General features: G+C 45.2%; 12 protein-coding genes. 6 read left to right on the top strand and 6 right to left on the bottom strand.

The annotated features are described in order from the left end of the window. Positions 1 to 146 precede the first annotated feature (146 nt). On the bottom strand, positions 147 to 2,507 hold the full coding sequence (locus A8140_RS21245; protein ID WP_005432237.1) for a Lon protease family protein: 2,361 nt from the start codon (positions 2,505 to 2,507) through the stop codon (positions 147 to 149). Positions 2,508 to 2,705: 198 nt separating this feature from the next. On the opposite strand from A8140_RS21245, the gene A8140_RS21250 reads away from it, so the two are divergent. Continuing rightward, positions 2,706 to 3,203 (top strand): hypothetical protein, encoded by a 498-nt coding sequence (locus tag A8140_RS21250; RefSeq protein WP_005432238.1) that lies wholly within the window; start codon positions 2,706 to 2,708, stop codon positions 3,201 to 3,203. 79 nt (positions 3,204 to 3,282) lie between these two features. Continuing rightward, complete coding sequence (locus A8140_RS21255; protein WP_005529977.1) at positions 3,283 to 4,914, top strand: ABC transporter ATP-binding protein; 1,632 nt, start codon at positions 3,283 to 3,285, stop codon at positions 4,912 to 4,914. A 246-nt stretch (positions 4,915 to 5,160) separates the two neighbouring features. On the opposite strand, the gene A8140_RS21260 is transcribed toward A8140_RS21255, so the two are convergent. Both A8140_RS21260 and A8140_RS21265 read right to left on the bottom strand, forming a co-directional pair. Then, positions 5,161 to 7,200 (bottom strand): prolyl oligopeptidase family serine peptidase, encoded by a 2,040-nt coding sequence (locus A8140_RS21260; protein WP_005529979.1) that lies wholly within the window; start codon positions 7,198 to 7,200, stop codon positions 5,161 to 5,163. Positions 7,201 to 7,337: 137 nt separating this feature from the next. Next, entirely contained in the window at positions 7,338 to 8,237 is a 900-nt protein-coding gene (locus tag A8140_RS21265; protein WP_005529981.1) for a LysR family transcriptional regulator, read from the bottom strand. A gap of 157 nt (positions 8,238 to 8,394) precedes the next feature. On the opposite strand from A8140_RS21265, the gene A8140_RS21270 reads away from it, so the two are divergent. Next, positions 8,395 to 10,086, top strand: a complete 1,692-nt coding sequence (locus tag A8140_RS21270; protein ID WP_005529984.1) for an L-lactate permease — start codon at positions 8,395 to 8,397, stop codon at positions 10,084 to 10,086. Positions 10,087 to 10,089: 3 nt separating this feature from the next. Here A8140_RS21270 and A8140_RS25275 read toward each other — a convergent pair whose 3' ends face one another. After that, positions 10,090 to 10,242, bottom strand: a complete 153-nt coding sequence (locus A8140_RS25275) for a hypothetical protein (protein WP_157722020.1) — start codon at positions 10,240 to 10,242, stop codon at positions 10,090 to 10,092. 132 nt (positions 10,243 to 10,374) lie between these two features. On the opposite strand from A8140_RS25275, the gene lldD reads away from it, so the two are divergent. Then, a complete protein-coding gene (gene lldD / locus A8140_RS21275; protein ID WP_005529986.1) occupies positions 10,375 to 11,514 on the top strand; it encodes an FMN-dependent L-lactate dehydrogenase LldD in 1,140 nt (379 codons plus the stop codon). 75 nt (positions 11,515 to 11,589) lie between these two features. Here lldD and A8140_RS21280 read toward each other — a convergent pair whose 3' ends face one another. Then, the gene (locus A8140_RS21280; protein WP_005432247.1) at positions 11,590 to 11,937 is read right to left on the bottom strand and encodes a helix-turn-helix domain-containing protein; all 348 of its coding nucleotides are present in this window, start codon (positions 11,935 to 11,937) and stop codon (positions 11,590 to 11,592) included. A gap of 349 nt (positions 11,938 to 12,286) precedes the next feature. Here A8140_RS21280 and A8140_RS21285 point away from each other — a divergent pair, with 349 nt between their 5' ends. Next, positions 12,287 to 13,390, top strand: coding sequence for a mechanosensitive ion channel family protein (locus A8140_RS21285; RefSeq protein WP_005529988.1), 1,104 nt, complete (start codon positions 12,287 to 12,289; stop codon positions 13,388 to 13,390). A gap of 67 nt (positions 13,391 to 13,457) precedes the next feature. Here the strand turns inward: A8140_RS21285 and A8140_RS21290 are convergent, their stop codons facing one another. Beyond that, positions 13,458 to 14,177, bottom strand: coding sequence for a carbonic anhydrase (locus A8140_RS21290; protein WP_005529990.1), 720 nt, complete (start codon positions 14,175 to 14,177; stop codon positions 13,458 to 13,460). 581 nt (positions 14,178 to 14,758) lie between these two features. Between A8140_RS21290 and A8140_RS21295 the strand changes: the two genes are divergently transcribed. Further along, complete coding sequence (locus tag A8140_RS21295) at positions 14,759 to 15,805, top strand: alcohol dehydrogenase catalytic domain-containing protein (protein WP_005529992.1); 1,047 nt, start codon at positions 14,759 to 14,761, stop codon at positions 15,803 to 15,805. Positions 15,806 to 15,826: the final 21 nt, after the last annotated feature.

The following is a 15,826-nucleotide window of genomic DNA, read 5'->3' on the forward strand; positions in this document are numbered from 1 at the left end:
AGGTAGATCACATTTTTGTCCAGAGTAAAAAGCCATCAATTTCATGGCTTTAAAGACAATATCCCGACTTTACGTCAGGATATTGTCGTTATGATAAGTTATGAAAGCTTATACGTCTTTTTATAAACTTTTTAGTCAACGATCGCTTATTTTCTCAGCGCATTTAACTTAGCTTGTGCCAACCCAAAAATGGTGTCGATTGGGTAAGTTCCTTCGTCTGTTGCTTCGCCCGCCGCTTTACCGGTAAATAGCTCAACAGCCTCGGTGACGTGATCGATTGCCCAGATGTGGAAATCCCCCTTCTCTACTGCTTTCACAATGTCAGGACGAAGCATTAGGTTATGCACGTTGGAACGTGGGATGATCACCCCTTGCCCCGCATGACGCCCTTTGATTTCACACACATCGTAGAAGCCTTCGATCTTCTCGTTCACACCGCCAATAGGTTGCGCTTCACCGAATTGGTTCATCGAACCTGTGATCGCAATATCCTGACGGTTTGGCTGTTTCGAGAACGCAGATACCACAGCACAGAACTCAGCCATACTTGCGCTATCGCCATCAACACCACCGTACGATTGCTCAAAGGTAATTGTGGTCGTCAATGGTACACGTGCAGTCTTACCGAACACAGACGACAAGTAAGCAGACAGAATCATCACACCTTTAGAGTGGATGCTACCGCCAAGGTCGACACTTCGTTCGATATCAATCACGTCTCCATCGCCGTAACACGTCGTCGCAGTAATTCGGTTTGGCGCACCAAACATGTGATCACTGGTGCTCAGTACCGAGAGAGCATTGACTTGGCCAACAGCAGAGCCATCAGTGTGAATCAAGGTTGTGCCATTGACGAATGTTTCCATCACGCTATCTTGCAAACGACTAACTCGCATTTCTTGGTTGCTCAAAGCCTCTTCCACGTGTCCGATACGGATCATGTTGGAATTCGCTTGGCGAGCGACGTAGTTAGACTCACGTAATAGGTTAGCGATGTTGGCAGAATGCAACGAAAGCTTGGTTTGGTCACCAGACAAGCGTGAGCTGTACTCGATAATGCGCGCAATGGCTTTCTTATCGCAGTGCAGCATGTTGTTGTCGTTCACCACACTAGAGATAAAGCGTGCGTATTGCAGCTCTGAATCCGGCGTACGTTTCATTTCATCTTCGAAATCCGCCGTTACTCGGAACAGCTCACCAAACTCCGGATCGTAATGTTGCAGCAATTGGTATGTACGGTAATCACCAAACAAGATGATCTTGATATCTAATGGAATCGGTTCAGGGTCAAGCGAAACGGCACCAGTCAGCGTTACTTCTTTCTCTAGTGACGTGAAGCTCAACTGACGAGAGCGTAAAGCACGCTTCAATCCGTCCCACACGTAAGGCTGTTCTAGTACCTTTTGTGCATCCATCAATAGCACACCACCGTTCGCCTTGTGCAAGCTACCCGCTCGAATCAAAGAGAAATCGGTGAATACCGTACCTTTGAAGGTTGCGGTTTCAATCGAACCAAACAGCGAGTGGTAGTTCGGATTCTCTTCTACCACGATAGGGAACTCACTGTTTTTGCGATTCACCAGCACATTGACTTTGTAACGACGTGGCAATTTCTTATCCAGAGAAGCGGTCGCAATCTCACCTTGCTCACCACTCTGCTCTAAGAAGATCTCAGCGTTTTCAACAATGTCTTTTTGTAGATCGGTTAGGTAAGTTTTGATTTCTGGATACTCAGCGTAATCCACTTTCAACTGCTTGATGAAGTGAGTGATCACATCCAACGTCACATCATCGTTAAGCTTTTTGATCTTCTCACTGAACGAGTCTTCCCACTCGGTTAACTCACGTACCATGTTACGTAAGCTCACTTCCAGCTCATCAATGCTACTGCCGAAGTATTCCTGCTCTTTCTTGCTTAGCTCATCGAAAGACTCTTCGGTATGCAGTTCTTCACCATTCATAGCCACAAATTGATAATCACCTTGCGCAGTGATCGTTAGGCTAATGCCCTTCTCTTTGGCTTCTTTACTGATAGTATCCAATTCTGACTGTTGCTTGTTGGCCAATTGGTTTTTTAGGCGATCGGCACGGCTGTAGTACATCTCGTTATCGAAAGCGAGAGGCAGTGCATTCAGTAGCTTGCCCATCAGTTTTTCGATATCGACTTTAAGCTTGTTACCGATACCGCAAGGCAGTTTCAGTACTTTTGGTGTGCGCGTGTCTTCAAAGTTCGCGACATAACACCAATCAAACAGAGCCGCATCATCATGCTGATGGCGGTTTAAGTAGCGCAAAATCATGGTGCGCTTGCCCAGACCATTCTGACCAATGGCGTAGATGTTGTACCCCTTCTCCTTGATTGACATAGCGAACTCAACCGCTTTTTGTGCGCGTTCTTGCCCAACAATCTCGTCAATCGGAGGTAATTCCTTGGTCGACTTACATGGCATATTCTCTAACTCAGCTACAGAATACAGCTGTTTAGGTTCCAATCTTTGTACTGCCATACTCGCCTCCTTTTTCTTATTGTCTTTACCTCAGTGTAGAGATTATTTGTTTAAATTTAAGTGATTTATCTTCCACACTGGTTCGTTTGGACATTTTACGAACAGCTGTACGCCATTTAAAATGAAAACAAGTCGCACTTGCAATTGATAATTAATTTCATTTAATATCTGTTCAAATCGAATTTTGTGGAGATGAAGATGAATATTGAGCAATGCTGGATGCGCTACTTAAAAGCAGAACAGCTGATGGAACAAGGCCATTGGCCAGAAGCTCATCGCTTGTATGAAGATGTTCTCAGCCATTTGCCAAATCACATTCACTCCGCACTCGAAAACGACCTTACCAAGCCATGCCAGTTTGTATGTCTCATCAGCGGTTTGCGCGATGCCAGCGTAGCCCAATCTGAAATTCTCAATAAACTTGGAATGCAGCAGGAGGCGTTTTCAGCCCTTAACCAATCGTACGCTCTGTTCCAGTTCTTACAACTCGAAAGCCATGATTTGATTGGCCGAGTTAGCCAGTTATTGAGTAAGCAAAGTGAAGATTTACTCGCGCACATGGCCGCATTTTGCTCGGCGCAGCGCAATGCTCAGTGGATGATCGAACTCGACCATGTCACTCGTGCTCATGAGCAATTCTTGTATCTGCAAGCAATGACTGCAGCAGAAGCTGGGACGTCTCATTTGTATAACTAGGCAGGGATAACCCGGTATAGGTTTCTGCCAACGTGAAAGGCAGTAACAGTAATAACAACTCGATACACAAGGAAACGTGATGTCCACACAAACCATTCTTTCGGTGAACAACCTGTCTGTCAGCTTTACGACAAACGATGGTATCGTCGATGCAGTAAAGAATGTTAGCTTTGATCTTAAAGCTGGTGAAACGCTGTCTATCGTAGGCGAATCTGGTTCAGGAAAATCGGTATCGACCAATGCGTTGATGAGGTTGCTGCCAGATAATGCCATTTTGCACGCCGATTCCTCTATCGTCTTTGAAGGCGAATCAATCCTAGAAAAATCTGAACGCCAAATGCAGAGTATCCGCGGCGATCGTATTGGTATGATTTTCCAAGAACCCATGACTTCGCTAAATCCATACATGCGTGTGGGTATTCAAGTGGCCGAAGCCATCATGTGCCATCGTCCAGTGAGCAAAAAACAAGCGAAGCACAAAGTTCTCGAGTTGTTCGATTTAGTGCACTTACCAAACCCGCAACAAGCTTACGACAAGTATCCACATGAATTCTCCGGCGGTCAGTTACAACGTATCATGATTGCCATGGCTTTGATTAACGAACCAGATATTCTGATCGCCGATGAACCAACAACGGCGCTCGACGTGACCGTTCAAGCTGAAGTGCTTTATTTGATCAAAGAGATCCAAGCGAAAATGGGCATGGCGATTCTCTTCATTACTCATGACTTAGGTGTGGTGAAACACTTTGCCGACCGAGTCTTGGTGATGTGTAAAGGTAAAGTGGTCGAAAAAGGCATCACAGAAACACTCTTTTCTGATCCTCAGCATGATTACACTAAGATGCTGATTAACTCGATTCCAAAAGGCAGTAAAGATCCCATTAAAGAAGGGGCAACTGAACTGCTTAAAGCCGATGATATTCGCGTTAAATTTCTTATTAAGCCTCACTTTATCGCAAGTAAGAACGAATACTTTGAGGCCGTAAAAGGTATCTCTTTAGAACTAAAACAGGGTGAAACGCTAGGTATCGTGGGTGAATCTGGTTCAGGCAAATCAACGCTTGGCCGAGCCTTGATCGGATTGTTGCCCTCAACCGGGAAAATTCAGTTTAAAGGGCAAGATCTAGCACTTCTAACGGACAAAGAACGCTTCGAACTGAAGAAAGACGTACAAATGGTCTTCCAAGACCCATACGGTTCACTTTCACCAAGAATGACCGTTGGTGACATCATCACGGAAGCTCTCACCGTGCATCAACCTCAAATGAGTAAAGCAGAACGGATGCAAAAAGCACGTGATGTTCTGCGAGAGGTGCGCTTAGACCCAGCATCTATTAACCGTTACCCACACGAGTTTTCTGGCGGTCAACGCCAACGTATTGCGATTGCGCGCGCGTTGATTCTGGAACCCTCTTTCATTCTGCTTGATGAACCCACGTCGGCACTGGACCGCTCCGTTCAACTGACCGTAATTGATCTTCTGAAAGATCTGCAGAAGAAGCATAACATCGGCTACTTGTTCATCAGCCACGATCTCTCTGTTGTGAAAGCACTGTCTGATCGTGTGTTAGTCATGCAAAAGGGTGAAGTGATGGAACAAGGTACGGCGGAAGAGATCTTCCATAATCCAAAAAGCGATTACACGAGAAAGCTGATTGATGCCTCATTTGATCTTGAAAACAATGAAAATCAACATGATGCAGCCTAGATTCATCACAATTTCATATTCATAAACTAGGATTAAAGTATGGCGAATTTTTCGCCATAACTACGCAAATGGTATAGCCGCCATTCGGTTTGGCCGCCGAGACTGGTTGGTTCAACGTTAGGCTTAGTCACCCTAGCGATTAAATTGAGTTCCCCCAACCATGAAAAATGCCGCGATGGATATCGCGGCATTTTTTATTGCGGTTCTGTTAACTGGCGTTTCGCTATAAGTAACAGAATACATTCATTAAATATCGAGCTTCTCGATACCCATGTTGTGCAGAGCAAATGCATAAACATCGGTAGTTAGGTCGATTTGTTTGCTCAATGGCATACCCGCACCATGACCTGCGTTCACATCAATACGGATCAGCACAGGATTGTCTCCCTGATGCTTGTCTTGCAACTCTGCAATGAACTTGTATGAGTGGGCAGGTACAACGCGATCATCGTGATCTGCAGTCGTGACAAGTGTAGCAGGGTACGAAACGCCCTCTTTCACGTTGTGCACTGGTGAATAGCCTAGGATGTACTTAAACATCGCCTCACTTTGCTCGGAAGTACCAAAATCGTATTTCCAACCTTCACCAGAAGTAAAGGTATGGTAGCGAAGCATATCCAATACACCAACCGCAGGAATCGCCACTTTAAACAGCTCTGGTCGTTGAGTCATACATGCACCGACCAACAAACCGCCATTTGAGCCGCCGTGAATCGCAAGACGCTCTGAGCTGGTGTAGTCTTGTTCAATCAAATATTCCGCCGCGGCAATGAAGTCATCAAATACGTTTTGCTTTTGTTGTTGAGTACCCGCGTTGTGCCAAGCTTTACCATATTCACCGCCGCCACGCATGTTAGCGACTGCGTAGATGCCACCAAGTTCTAACCAGTTCGCGACATTTCCTGAGAACATCGGCGTCAAGCTGATATTGAAGCCACCATAGCCATAAAGCATGGTTGGTGCGCTGCCATCGAGTTTGGTGCCTTTTTTATATGAGATGATCATCGGAACCTTTGTACCGTCTTTCGAGGTATAGAACACTTGTTGAGATTCGTATTCTTTACGGTCGAACGGTGCTTTCGATTCCTGATAAAGCGTTGACTCACCACTTTCTACATCAAAAGAGAAAATGGTTGGTGGCGTCACGTAGTTGGTAAAAGAGTAGTAAAGCGTCTTATCTTCTGCTTTGCCTTGCAAGCCATATACGGTGCCTTGGTCAGGTAAAGTCACCTCACGTACTAACTCGCCTTGATAAGTAAACTGCTGAACTTTAGACAAAACATCGACCATGTAAGTCGCGAACAAGTAACCACCACCTTTGCTGATATCCAGTGGTTGCTCCTGTTCAGCAATGATCTCTGTCCATTGTTGAGTTTGAATGTTGTAACCAACCACTTTGCCGTTAGGCGCATCCAAGTTGGTGTAGAAGATTAAAGTGTCATCTTGGTTATCAATCAAATAAGTATCACCATCGGTTGTATCTCGAAGCGTGATAACGTCTTGCTCTTCTGAAGTGAGATCCACATAAAACAGTCGGTTTCCTGATGTAGATTCCGCACCAGTGATAATCAAGAAACGATCGTCTTTGGTGGTCACTCCCCCTACATAACGATGCTTTTGTGGCTCCAACGCACCAAAGACCACTTTGTCTTCACTTTGCGGAGTACCTAACTCATGGTAGTAAAGCTTGTGCTGCTCAGTACGAGCCGAAAGCTCACTGCCCTGTGGTTTATCATAGCTTGCGTAGTAAAAACCTTTGTTACCAAGCCAAGAAATAGTGGTGAACTTGGCGTCGACAATTTCAGGCTCAAGCTGCTCTTTAGTTTCGACATCAATGACGAAGATCTTACGCCAATCGCTACCACCTTCAGAAATGGAATAAGCCACAATTGTGTCGTCTTTAGAGAACTTCACTTCGCCAAGCGATGTCGTTCCTTCTTCTGAAAAAGTATTCGGATCGAGAAAGATTTCCGCCTCCTCCTCTCCTTTGCGACGGTATAAAACGCCCTGGTTCTGCAAACCATCATTTTTATAGAAGTAAGTGTATTCACCATGAACAAAAGGTTGAGAATACTTTTCATAGTTCTGACTGTTCGCCACTAAATCGCGAATTTGTTGGCGGAAAGGGATCTGACCTAAGTAATCGAAGGTCACTGAGTTTTGCCCCGAAACCCATTCTGCGGTTTCTTGGCTCATATCGTCTTCTAACCAGCGATATGGATCTGCAATGTCGTGACCAAAATAAGTGTCGACGACAGAATCTTTACGAGTTTTTGGGTAATGCATAACGTCCGTGTTACTCCGTTTGAAGTTGAGTGTTTTGTTTTATTATTTTGTTGAGATTTATTCTCAATACCTACCTTAGGGCTCAGGTATAGAATTTCAACCAATAGATTGAAACATTTCTTGTATTTATGAACTGCCTAAAAGTAATGCGAGATAGTTAGGTATCGTTCTCGAATGTGCTCAATCAAGAGCTTTACTTTGTTTGGAGGCTGACGAGTAAAAGGATAAACCGCGTAGATACCGAGCTTTTTGCCGACCAACTCAGGGAAAATATCCACCAGCTCACCACTACGAATGTCGTGATAAACCAAGCAACGCGGTACGTAGGCGATACCATGCCCACCCAGTGCTGCTTTTCTTAATGCGGTAGCGTTATCCGTAGAGAAGCTGCCCGACACTTTGACGATGTAGTCACCCTGTTTGCCTTTGAACTGCCAATCGGTAGCACCTGTAGTTTGATAGGCGTATTGCAAACAGTTGTGCGTGGTTAAGTCGATGGGCTCAATCGGTTTGCCATTTTTGACAATATAAGAAGGCGAGGCACAAACCACCCATTGTGAATCAAGAATATGACGCGCAATCAAGCTGGAATCTTCTAGATAACCAGTTCGAATCACCAAGTCAAAGCCACCAGCAACCAAGTCAACAAAGCGATTATCAAGCGACATATCGACGGTTAAACCTGGATGCATATTACAAAACTCGGCAACGGCGTCCGCCAAGATCAAGTCACCTGAGATAGTCGGCACCGACATTTTGATATGACCGCTGACATTCTCACCGAAGCCTGAAACTGCATCCATAGCCTCCTGAGTGGCTTGCTTCACATTTTTAGCACTGTGTAACAAAACCTTCCCTGCTTCGGTCAGGGTCAATTTACGCGTTGTTCGATATAATAGCTGAGCACCTATCTCTTCTTCTAGCCGCGCAATTCTTTTACTAACTACTGAATTTGTAACGTTATTTTCTTCAGCTACCTTACTAAAACTGCCCATTTCTATCACCTGTGAGAACAGGATTAGATCATCTGCACGCATTCTATTATGTCACTTTTGGAATAAATCAATTTCATTATTTCCCTATATCTACAAAAAATAAAGGGGTAAATTCACGCCAAATTAACAAAACCATTACAACAAAAATCATCTCAACAGCATAAAGCGGTTCGAGAAGTCAGCGTACGAGGATGTACCAATGAGTGAAACCCTACTTGCCCTTGTGGCGTTTTCGCCAATAGTTGTCGCCGCCATATTATTGGTTGGTCTCAACTGGCCTGCTAAAAAAGCCATGCCTATTGCGTTCGGTCTAACCGTCGCTATCGCCCTAATGTTTTGGGATATGTCAGCTACTCGCGTACTGGCGTCTGTCTTTCAAGGATTAGGCATTACCGTCTCTGTTCTATGGATCGTGTTTGGTGCCATCTTCTTGCTCAACACTTTAAAACACACTGGCGCGATCACCACGATTCGGAATGGGTTTACTGATATTTCAGCCGACCGTCGCGTTCAAGCTATCATCATCGCTTGGTGTTTCGGCTCATTCATTGAGGGCGCATCTGGCTTCGGTACACCTGCTGCTATCGCCGCTCCTCTATTGGTCGCCATTGGCTTCCCTGCACTTGCAGCGGTACTGATGGGCATGATGATCCAATCTACGCCAGTATCTTTCGGTGCGGTTGGAACACCAATCATCGTAGGTGTGAACAAAGGTTTAGATACGCACAACATAGGTGAAGCACTGGTTGCTCATGGCTCAACATGGGACGCGTACCTACAGCAAATCACCGCAAGCGTAGCAATGATTCACGCAACGGTTGGTACTCTCATTCCGGTACTCATGGCAATGATGCTGACGCGTTTCTTCGGTAAAAATAAGAGCTGGAGTGAAGGCCTAGACATCCTACCTTTCGCGCTATTCGCAGGTGTTGCCTTCACCGTTCCTTATGCGCTAACAGGTGTGTTCCTAGGTGCTGAGTTCCCATCATTAATCGGTGGTCTAGTTGGTCTGGCGATTGTAGTCACAGCCGCGAAGAAAGGTTTCCTCGTTCCAAAAACCAAGTGGGACTTCGAGAGCGAAGATAAATGGCCAGCAGAATGGTTGGGCTCCCTTAAGATCAATCTTGATGACAACCCAGGTAAACCAATGAGCCTAACCAAGGCTTGGGCACCTTACGTAATACTAGCGGTTATCCTAGTAGCAAGTCGCGTAAGCCCTGAGTTTAAAGGCCTACTCAAGAGCGTAAGCCTATCGTTTGGTAATATTCTTGGCGAAACAGGCATCAGCACAGCAATTCAACCTTTATACCTTCCGGGTGGCATCTTAGTCTTCGTAGCGTTACTTGCGGTTCTTCTACAAGGTGGCGGCGCTAAGTCACTAGGCAAAGCATTTGGCGAATCAAGCAAGACACTGATCGGTGCAGGTTTCGTTCTTGTGTTCACTATCCCTATGGTTCGCATCTTTATTAACTCAGGTGTTAACGGCGCCGAGCTAGCAAGTATGCCTGTAACGACAGCGAACTTTGCAGCAGACCTCGTTGGCTCAGCATTCCCGGCGTTGAGTGCTACTGTTGGTGCCCTTGGTGCATTCATCGCCGGCTCTAATACCGTGTCGAATATGATGTTCAGCCAGTTCCAGTTCGAAGTAGCGCAGACACTGACTATCTCCAGTGCCATTGTGGTTGCCCTTCAAGCGGTTGGTGCGGCTGCGGGTAACATGATTGCCATCCACAACGTTGTGGCGGCCTCTGCAACAGTTGGCCTGCTAGGACGAGAAGGCGCAACGCTTCGCAAGACCATTATCCCAACGTTCTACTACTTGGTGGTCGCAGGCATCATCGGTCTGATTCTGATTTACGGATTCCAAATCACCGACGCTTTAATGAAGTAACACTTACGCAGGGTCTCCCCCGCCCTGCACTTTCTCTGGCACAGCGGTCAGCACTACTACCCCGACTTTTGGTGTGGCTTGCTGCATCAATCCCTCGACCGATGTGCCAGTCTTTTTCAGTGCAGATAATTGATTGTTCCGTGTATGGAATGTCACACAGCTCAATCACTTATCTATACTCTATTCTGATGTCGACTGCCGAAAGGATGGCAGTCAGTGAAACACTGATAGAGCAGGTGCTCATTGACTCAGGACGCAATCTTAGAATAACAGCCAGGACACACGAATATGATTATCTCTGCTTCTACAGATTACCGCGCTGCTGCGAAAGCCAAGCTGCCTCCATTCCTTTTCCATTACATTGATGGCGGTTCATACGATGAGCGCACATTGAAGCGCAACACCGATGACCTAGGTGACGTAGCACTACGCCAACGTGTTCTGCGTGATATGAGCGATCTAAGCTTAGAAACGGAAATCTTCGGTGAAAAGCTGGCGATGCCTATTGCTCTAGCGCCTGTTGGCTTAACCGGGATGTACGCACGACGTGGTGAGGTTCAAGCAGCAAAAGCGGCAGAAAAGAAAGGCATTCCTTTCACCATGTCGACCGTCTCCGTTTGTCCAATTGAAGAAGTGGCACCTGCGATTGAACGCCCAATGTGGTTCCAACTGTATGTTCTAAAAGACCGTGGCTTTATGAAGAACGTACTTGAGCGCGCGAAAGCCGCTGGCGTAACAACGCTGGTCTTCACTGTGGATATGCCAGTACCAGGCGCGCGTTACCGTGACATGCACTCCGGTATGAGTGGTCCAAATGCGGCGATGCGCCGTGTATTCCAATCTATGCTTCATTCTAGCTGGGCACTGGATGTCGGCGTGCTGGGTAAACCTCACGACTTAGGTAATATCTCCACTTACCGTGGCGAGCCGACCAAGTTGGAAGACTACATTGGCTGGCTGGGCGCAAACTTCGATCCTTCAATCTCTTGGAAAGATCTAGAGTGGATTCGTGACTTTTGGGATGGTCCGATGGTCATCAAAGGTATTTTGGATGAAGAAGATGCCAAAGACGCGGTTCGCTTTGGTGCGGATGGTGTTGTTGTCTCAAACCACGGAGGTCGCCAACTGGACGGTGTGCTCTCTACAGCAAAAGCTTTGCCTAGCATCGCCGATGCCGTAAAAGGTGACCTGAAAATTTTCGTTGATTCAGGTATACGCACTGGCTTGGATGTCGTGCGTATGCTGGCACTTGGTGCAGATTGTACGCTACTTGGTCGCTCTTTTGTTTACGCACTCGCAGCGCAAGGCGGTGCCGGCGTAGAAAACTTGCTCGATCTATATGACAAAGAGATGCGCGTAGCTATGACGCTTACAGGAGCGAAAACCATCTCTGACCTATCGCGTGATTCACTGGTAAAAATGCCATAAGCTTAAATAACTTCCTGCCAGCAGCATGAAAAAAAAGCGTGCCTTCAAGCTCGCTTTTTTGTCTTTCCATTCGTATCAGCTTACGTGGTGTTCGTACTCAATCACAACCTGATTGCCTTCAACAAACACGTTGCGGATCTCACCGTCGACAGTAATGCGGTTTTGCAAATATACCGAACCAGAACCGGAGATATCTCGTTCAGTCAAGGATGGAATAACTTGTCCAGGGCGAACGTGTAATTGCTCACATAGCTGTTTAACAAAACCCAGAGTTAGCGGAGCATTGCCGCGTAACAAAGAAGAGAACTCATGCAGACTAATACCTAGACGTTTTGCCATTTCCATTTGGGTAAGGTGCATTTTTGCTTTTTGCGACATCCAAATGTCGTAGAGCGCATTTCTATCTAGCTCTGTAAATTCCATGGTTCATCTCCGCATATCAAATTAACCTTACAGTCTCATAATTGAACTTGATAAATGTTAGCGATGAGTCAAAGAACCTACAATTGATGGTTCGAATGATAGCGCTTATCTTTCAAACTTCGAGTTTCATCACACGGGACTAACCGAGCGACACATAATTTGCATTTCACCTTTTCTGTCATTAACTTGTATTTACACAAAAATCATTAACACCTAACTAAACACTAATCCTTTACTTTTTCGTACTTAAAAGATGAACGTTGATTTTTCGGATCACATCATTTTACTAGGGCGAAAACTCAAACTCTGCTACCTTTCACCCATTGTTCTAAAAAATGAAACTTTACTTATGCCACAGTGGTTTACAGAACTTCAAACTTACGTCATGGCGAACCATCAAGATTGGAGCAGCAGCGTACTGTTCATAACAATCGCGAGCTTTTTTGCTTGGGTTGCTTGGCGCATCCTCTATTCTCGTCTCGAGATTTTATTTAAGAAAACCTCTTTCCATTGGGATGATCTTTTACTCGAAGCACTCAAGACACCCATTAGTACCTTAATCTGGTGTTGGCCAGCGACGGTCTCGCTTGGCATCGTACTGCAAAGTGAGTTAGGTAATGAGTTCAACTGGCTCAGTACCCTCAAACTCATCCTCGTGATCAGCATCTTAGTTTGGGTCGTGATGCGCCTCATCACCAACGTCGAAGATTACGTTCTCGAACAGAAAACCCGTGACGAGACCACAGTACAAGCCGTGGCGAAAGTTGCACGTCTGTTCTTTATCGTTATTGGCGTTCTTACGGTAATGCAGGCATTTGGCCTTAGCCTGTCTGGCTTACTGACCTTCGGTGGTGTCGGTGGTTTGGTTGTCGGTTTGGCCGCAAAGGATCTGCTTTCTAACTTCTTTGGGGGGTTGATGATTTACTTTGACCGCCCATTTAAAGTTGGAGATTGGATCCGCTCTCCTGACCGTCAAATTGAGGGCACAGTGGAGCGTATCGGCTGGCGTATGACCAGCATTCGCACCTTCGATAAGCGTCCTTTGTACGTACCAAACTCTGTCTTCAGCAACATCGTAGTAGAAAACCCATCACGCATGTTGAACCGTCGAATCTTTGAAACGATTGGCCTACGTTACGACGATGCGGACAAAGTGCCAGTGATCATTGATGAAGTGCGTGAAATGCTAAAAAATCACAAAGACATCGATACACGCCAGACCCTCATCGTGAACTTTGATGCGTTTGGAGCGTCATCCCTTAACTTCTTTATCTATACCTTCACCAAAACAGTGAACTGGGTTCGCTACCACGAGGTGAAGCAAGATGTATTGCTCGAAGTGATGGCGATCATTAAGAAGCACGAAGCGGATATCGCGTTCCCAACACAAACGCTCAAGCTCGACCCAATTCAAATGGCAAAAGCTCAAGCACAAGAAGACAATGGCTTCTAAACACAGCCAGAGAAATTACAAAGCCCGCTTTTTATAAGCGGGCTTTTTCGTTACGCGTTTTTCAAACTTACTGCTGCGCTAGGATCATACGCGCGTTCAGTGGCTGAATTGGTCGATTGTTGTGACCCATCGCTTTCGCAAAGGCTTTTACTTGTTCTGGAGAGATAGTTTGCGTCTCTTTGATCACCAACCAACGAACCCCTTCAGAACATGGCGGTGTCGTTAGAGAGCCATTAAAACGGTAGTACTCTTTATCACTTGGAATTAAGGCATCCGCATCAAATGGGACTTTAATCGCTACGTCCTGATCTTTATTTGGAACGTTAGCCAGCAACTTCGCGAGATCTGGGTTCGCGTCACCCAATTTAAAGAACACCGCCACAACCGCTAGGTGGCCCGCCTTATCCGCATGAACAAAGTGCGCTTCCAATGGGTACTCTTTACCATCAACGTGGTTTTCAGAAGGTGTGTGGAAGTGGAATTGCTTCAGTGTGAATTCTTTGCCGTCAACCGTTAGCGTATTGTTGCCTTCTAAACTGGTTTGCAGCGTGTGGCCATTATTGAGCAACGACATTACCTTGCCTTCATAATCGAAGTTCAACTTATCTAGCTTTGCTTCTGTCGTTGATTGAATGTCAATCGGGCTTTGGTTCTGACCTTTAGCACATTCAGAAGCAAACTCCCCCCAATTCGCTGGGCCATGTTCTCCCTCATATCCCCAGTTTGCTGCGTTTGCTGAGCCTGCAAATAACAATGCTAAACCAAGTGCTGTCAGTGACTTTCTCATTTTCATTTCCTTTTGTATTCATGGTTAGGTAAATAAACACGTCCATCAGATCGTGTTTATTGCATGCAGTATTAACAAACGAATGACAGAATTGGATTAGCTCGCGCTATGCAATCTATGTTTACCTGCCAAATTTGGAAATGATCTCCACATTTTATGTAATTGATAAGTCAATGATTAGAGCGCATAAGGTTGCGGTTCGAACTCAAATCGTTCTGGTTCGCTACCCAAATGCCGTATTCCCCTCAATCCAACAATTTATGTCACTCCGTCACAGGCTTAGACCTCATGCCGAATATATAACCCCTTTAATAAAGTGAGAAATCATCGTTTATCTATTTATGGCAAATTATTTAAAACCACCACGCCAAAATGATTTATCCAATATAATATTATTAACTTTCTTTAATAAAATTATTTTATTTTTATATTACTGACTCTTTTAAATTATTAGAAACTTGAATTATGTTTATTATCTGTTAATCAATTGTTAAATGCTGAATGGGTCACGTTAATTTATAAATTCCAACTATATTATATTTTGGTGTTTCCATAACAACAATGTGAATTAAGGACCCCCAATGAAAGCATATGTATTTGACGGAAAAGACACCGCTAAATTAGTCGAGCGAGAAAAGCCTGAAATTATTAATCAAAGTGATGTCATCGTTAAAATCGAAAAGACAACCATTTGTGGGACTGACTTACATATTTTAAGAAATAATGTAGCAACGTTTAAACCTGGCACCATTATGGGTCATGAAGGCGTCGGAATAGTAGAGTCTTGTGGTGATCGCGTTAATAATTTTAGGCCAGGCGATCGAGTCATTGTTTCATGCATTACCTCTTGCGGTAGCTGCAAAATGTGCAAAGTATCTAAGTTTGGCCAGTGTTTGGATGGCGGCTGGTTGCTCGGCAATGAGATTGACGGATGCCAAGCTGAATATGTTCGCGTTCCATATGGTGACACTAGTTTGCATCTTGTTCCTGATGATATCGATACCGATTGTTTGGTTCTACTGAGTGACATCTTCCCAACTGGGTATGAAGTGGGTGTTCTTGATGGCCAAGTCCAACCTGGCTGCTCTGTGGCAGTGATTGGCTGTGGTCCGGTTGGCCTTGCGGCATTAATGACTTCTAAGTTCTTCTCACCAAGCGAAATCTATGCGATCGACAATAACCCTCACCGCCTTCAAGTCGCTCAAGATCTAGGTGCAACACACGCAATTGATAACTCAGATGGCACAGCAGTACAGCAAATTTTAGACATGACCGATGATGTGGGCGTAGACGTCGTTATTGAAGCCATTGGTATCCCTGCAGGCTGGGATATGTCACAAAAGCTGGTTTGCCCAGGAGGTAACATCGCAGTACTTGGTGTGCACGGTAAGCCAGCAACCATTAATCTCGAAGACATGTGGAAACGCAATTTCACCATGACGGCAGGCATGGTCCATACCCATACTATTCCAATGTTAATCAAACAAATTAGAGCGGGTTACTTTAATCCTAAAGATCTGATTAGCCATCAATTTAAACTATCGGAAGCTGAAGAAGCCTATTCAACATTTACTCATGCCTCCGATCATGAGTCATTAAAGGTCATTATTTCTAACGATTGTTCATAGTAAAAATATGTTGAGGCTAAA

This window comes from Vibrio campbellii CAIM 519 = NBRC 15631 = ATCC 25920, from assembly GCF_002163755.1.
GTDB lineage: Bacteria > Pseudomonadota > Gammaproteobacteria > Enterobacterales > Vibrionaceae > Vibrio > Vibrio campbellii.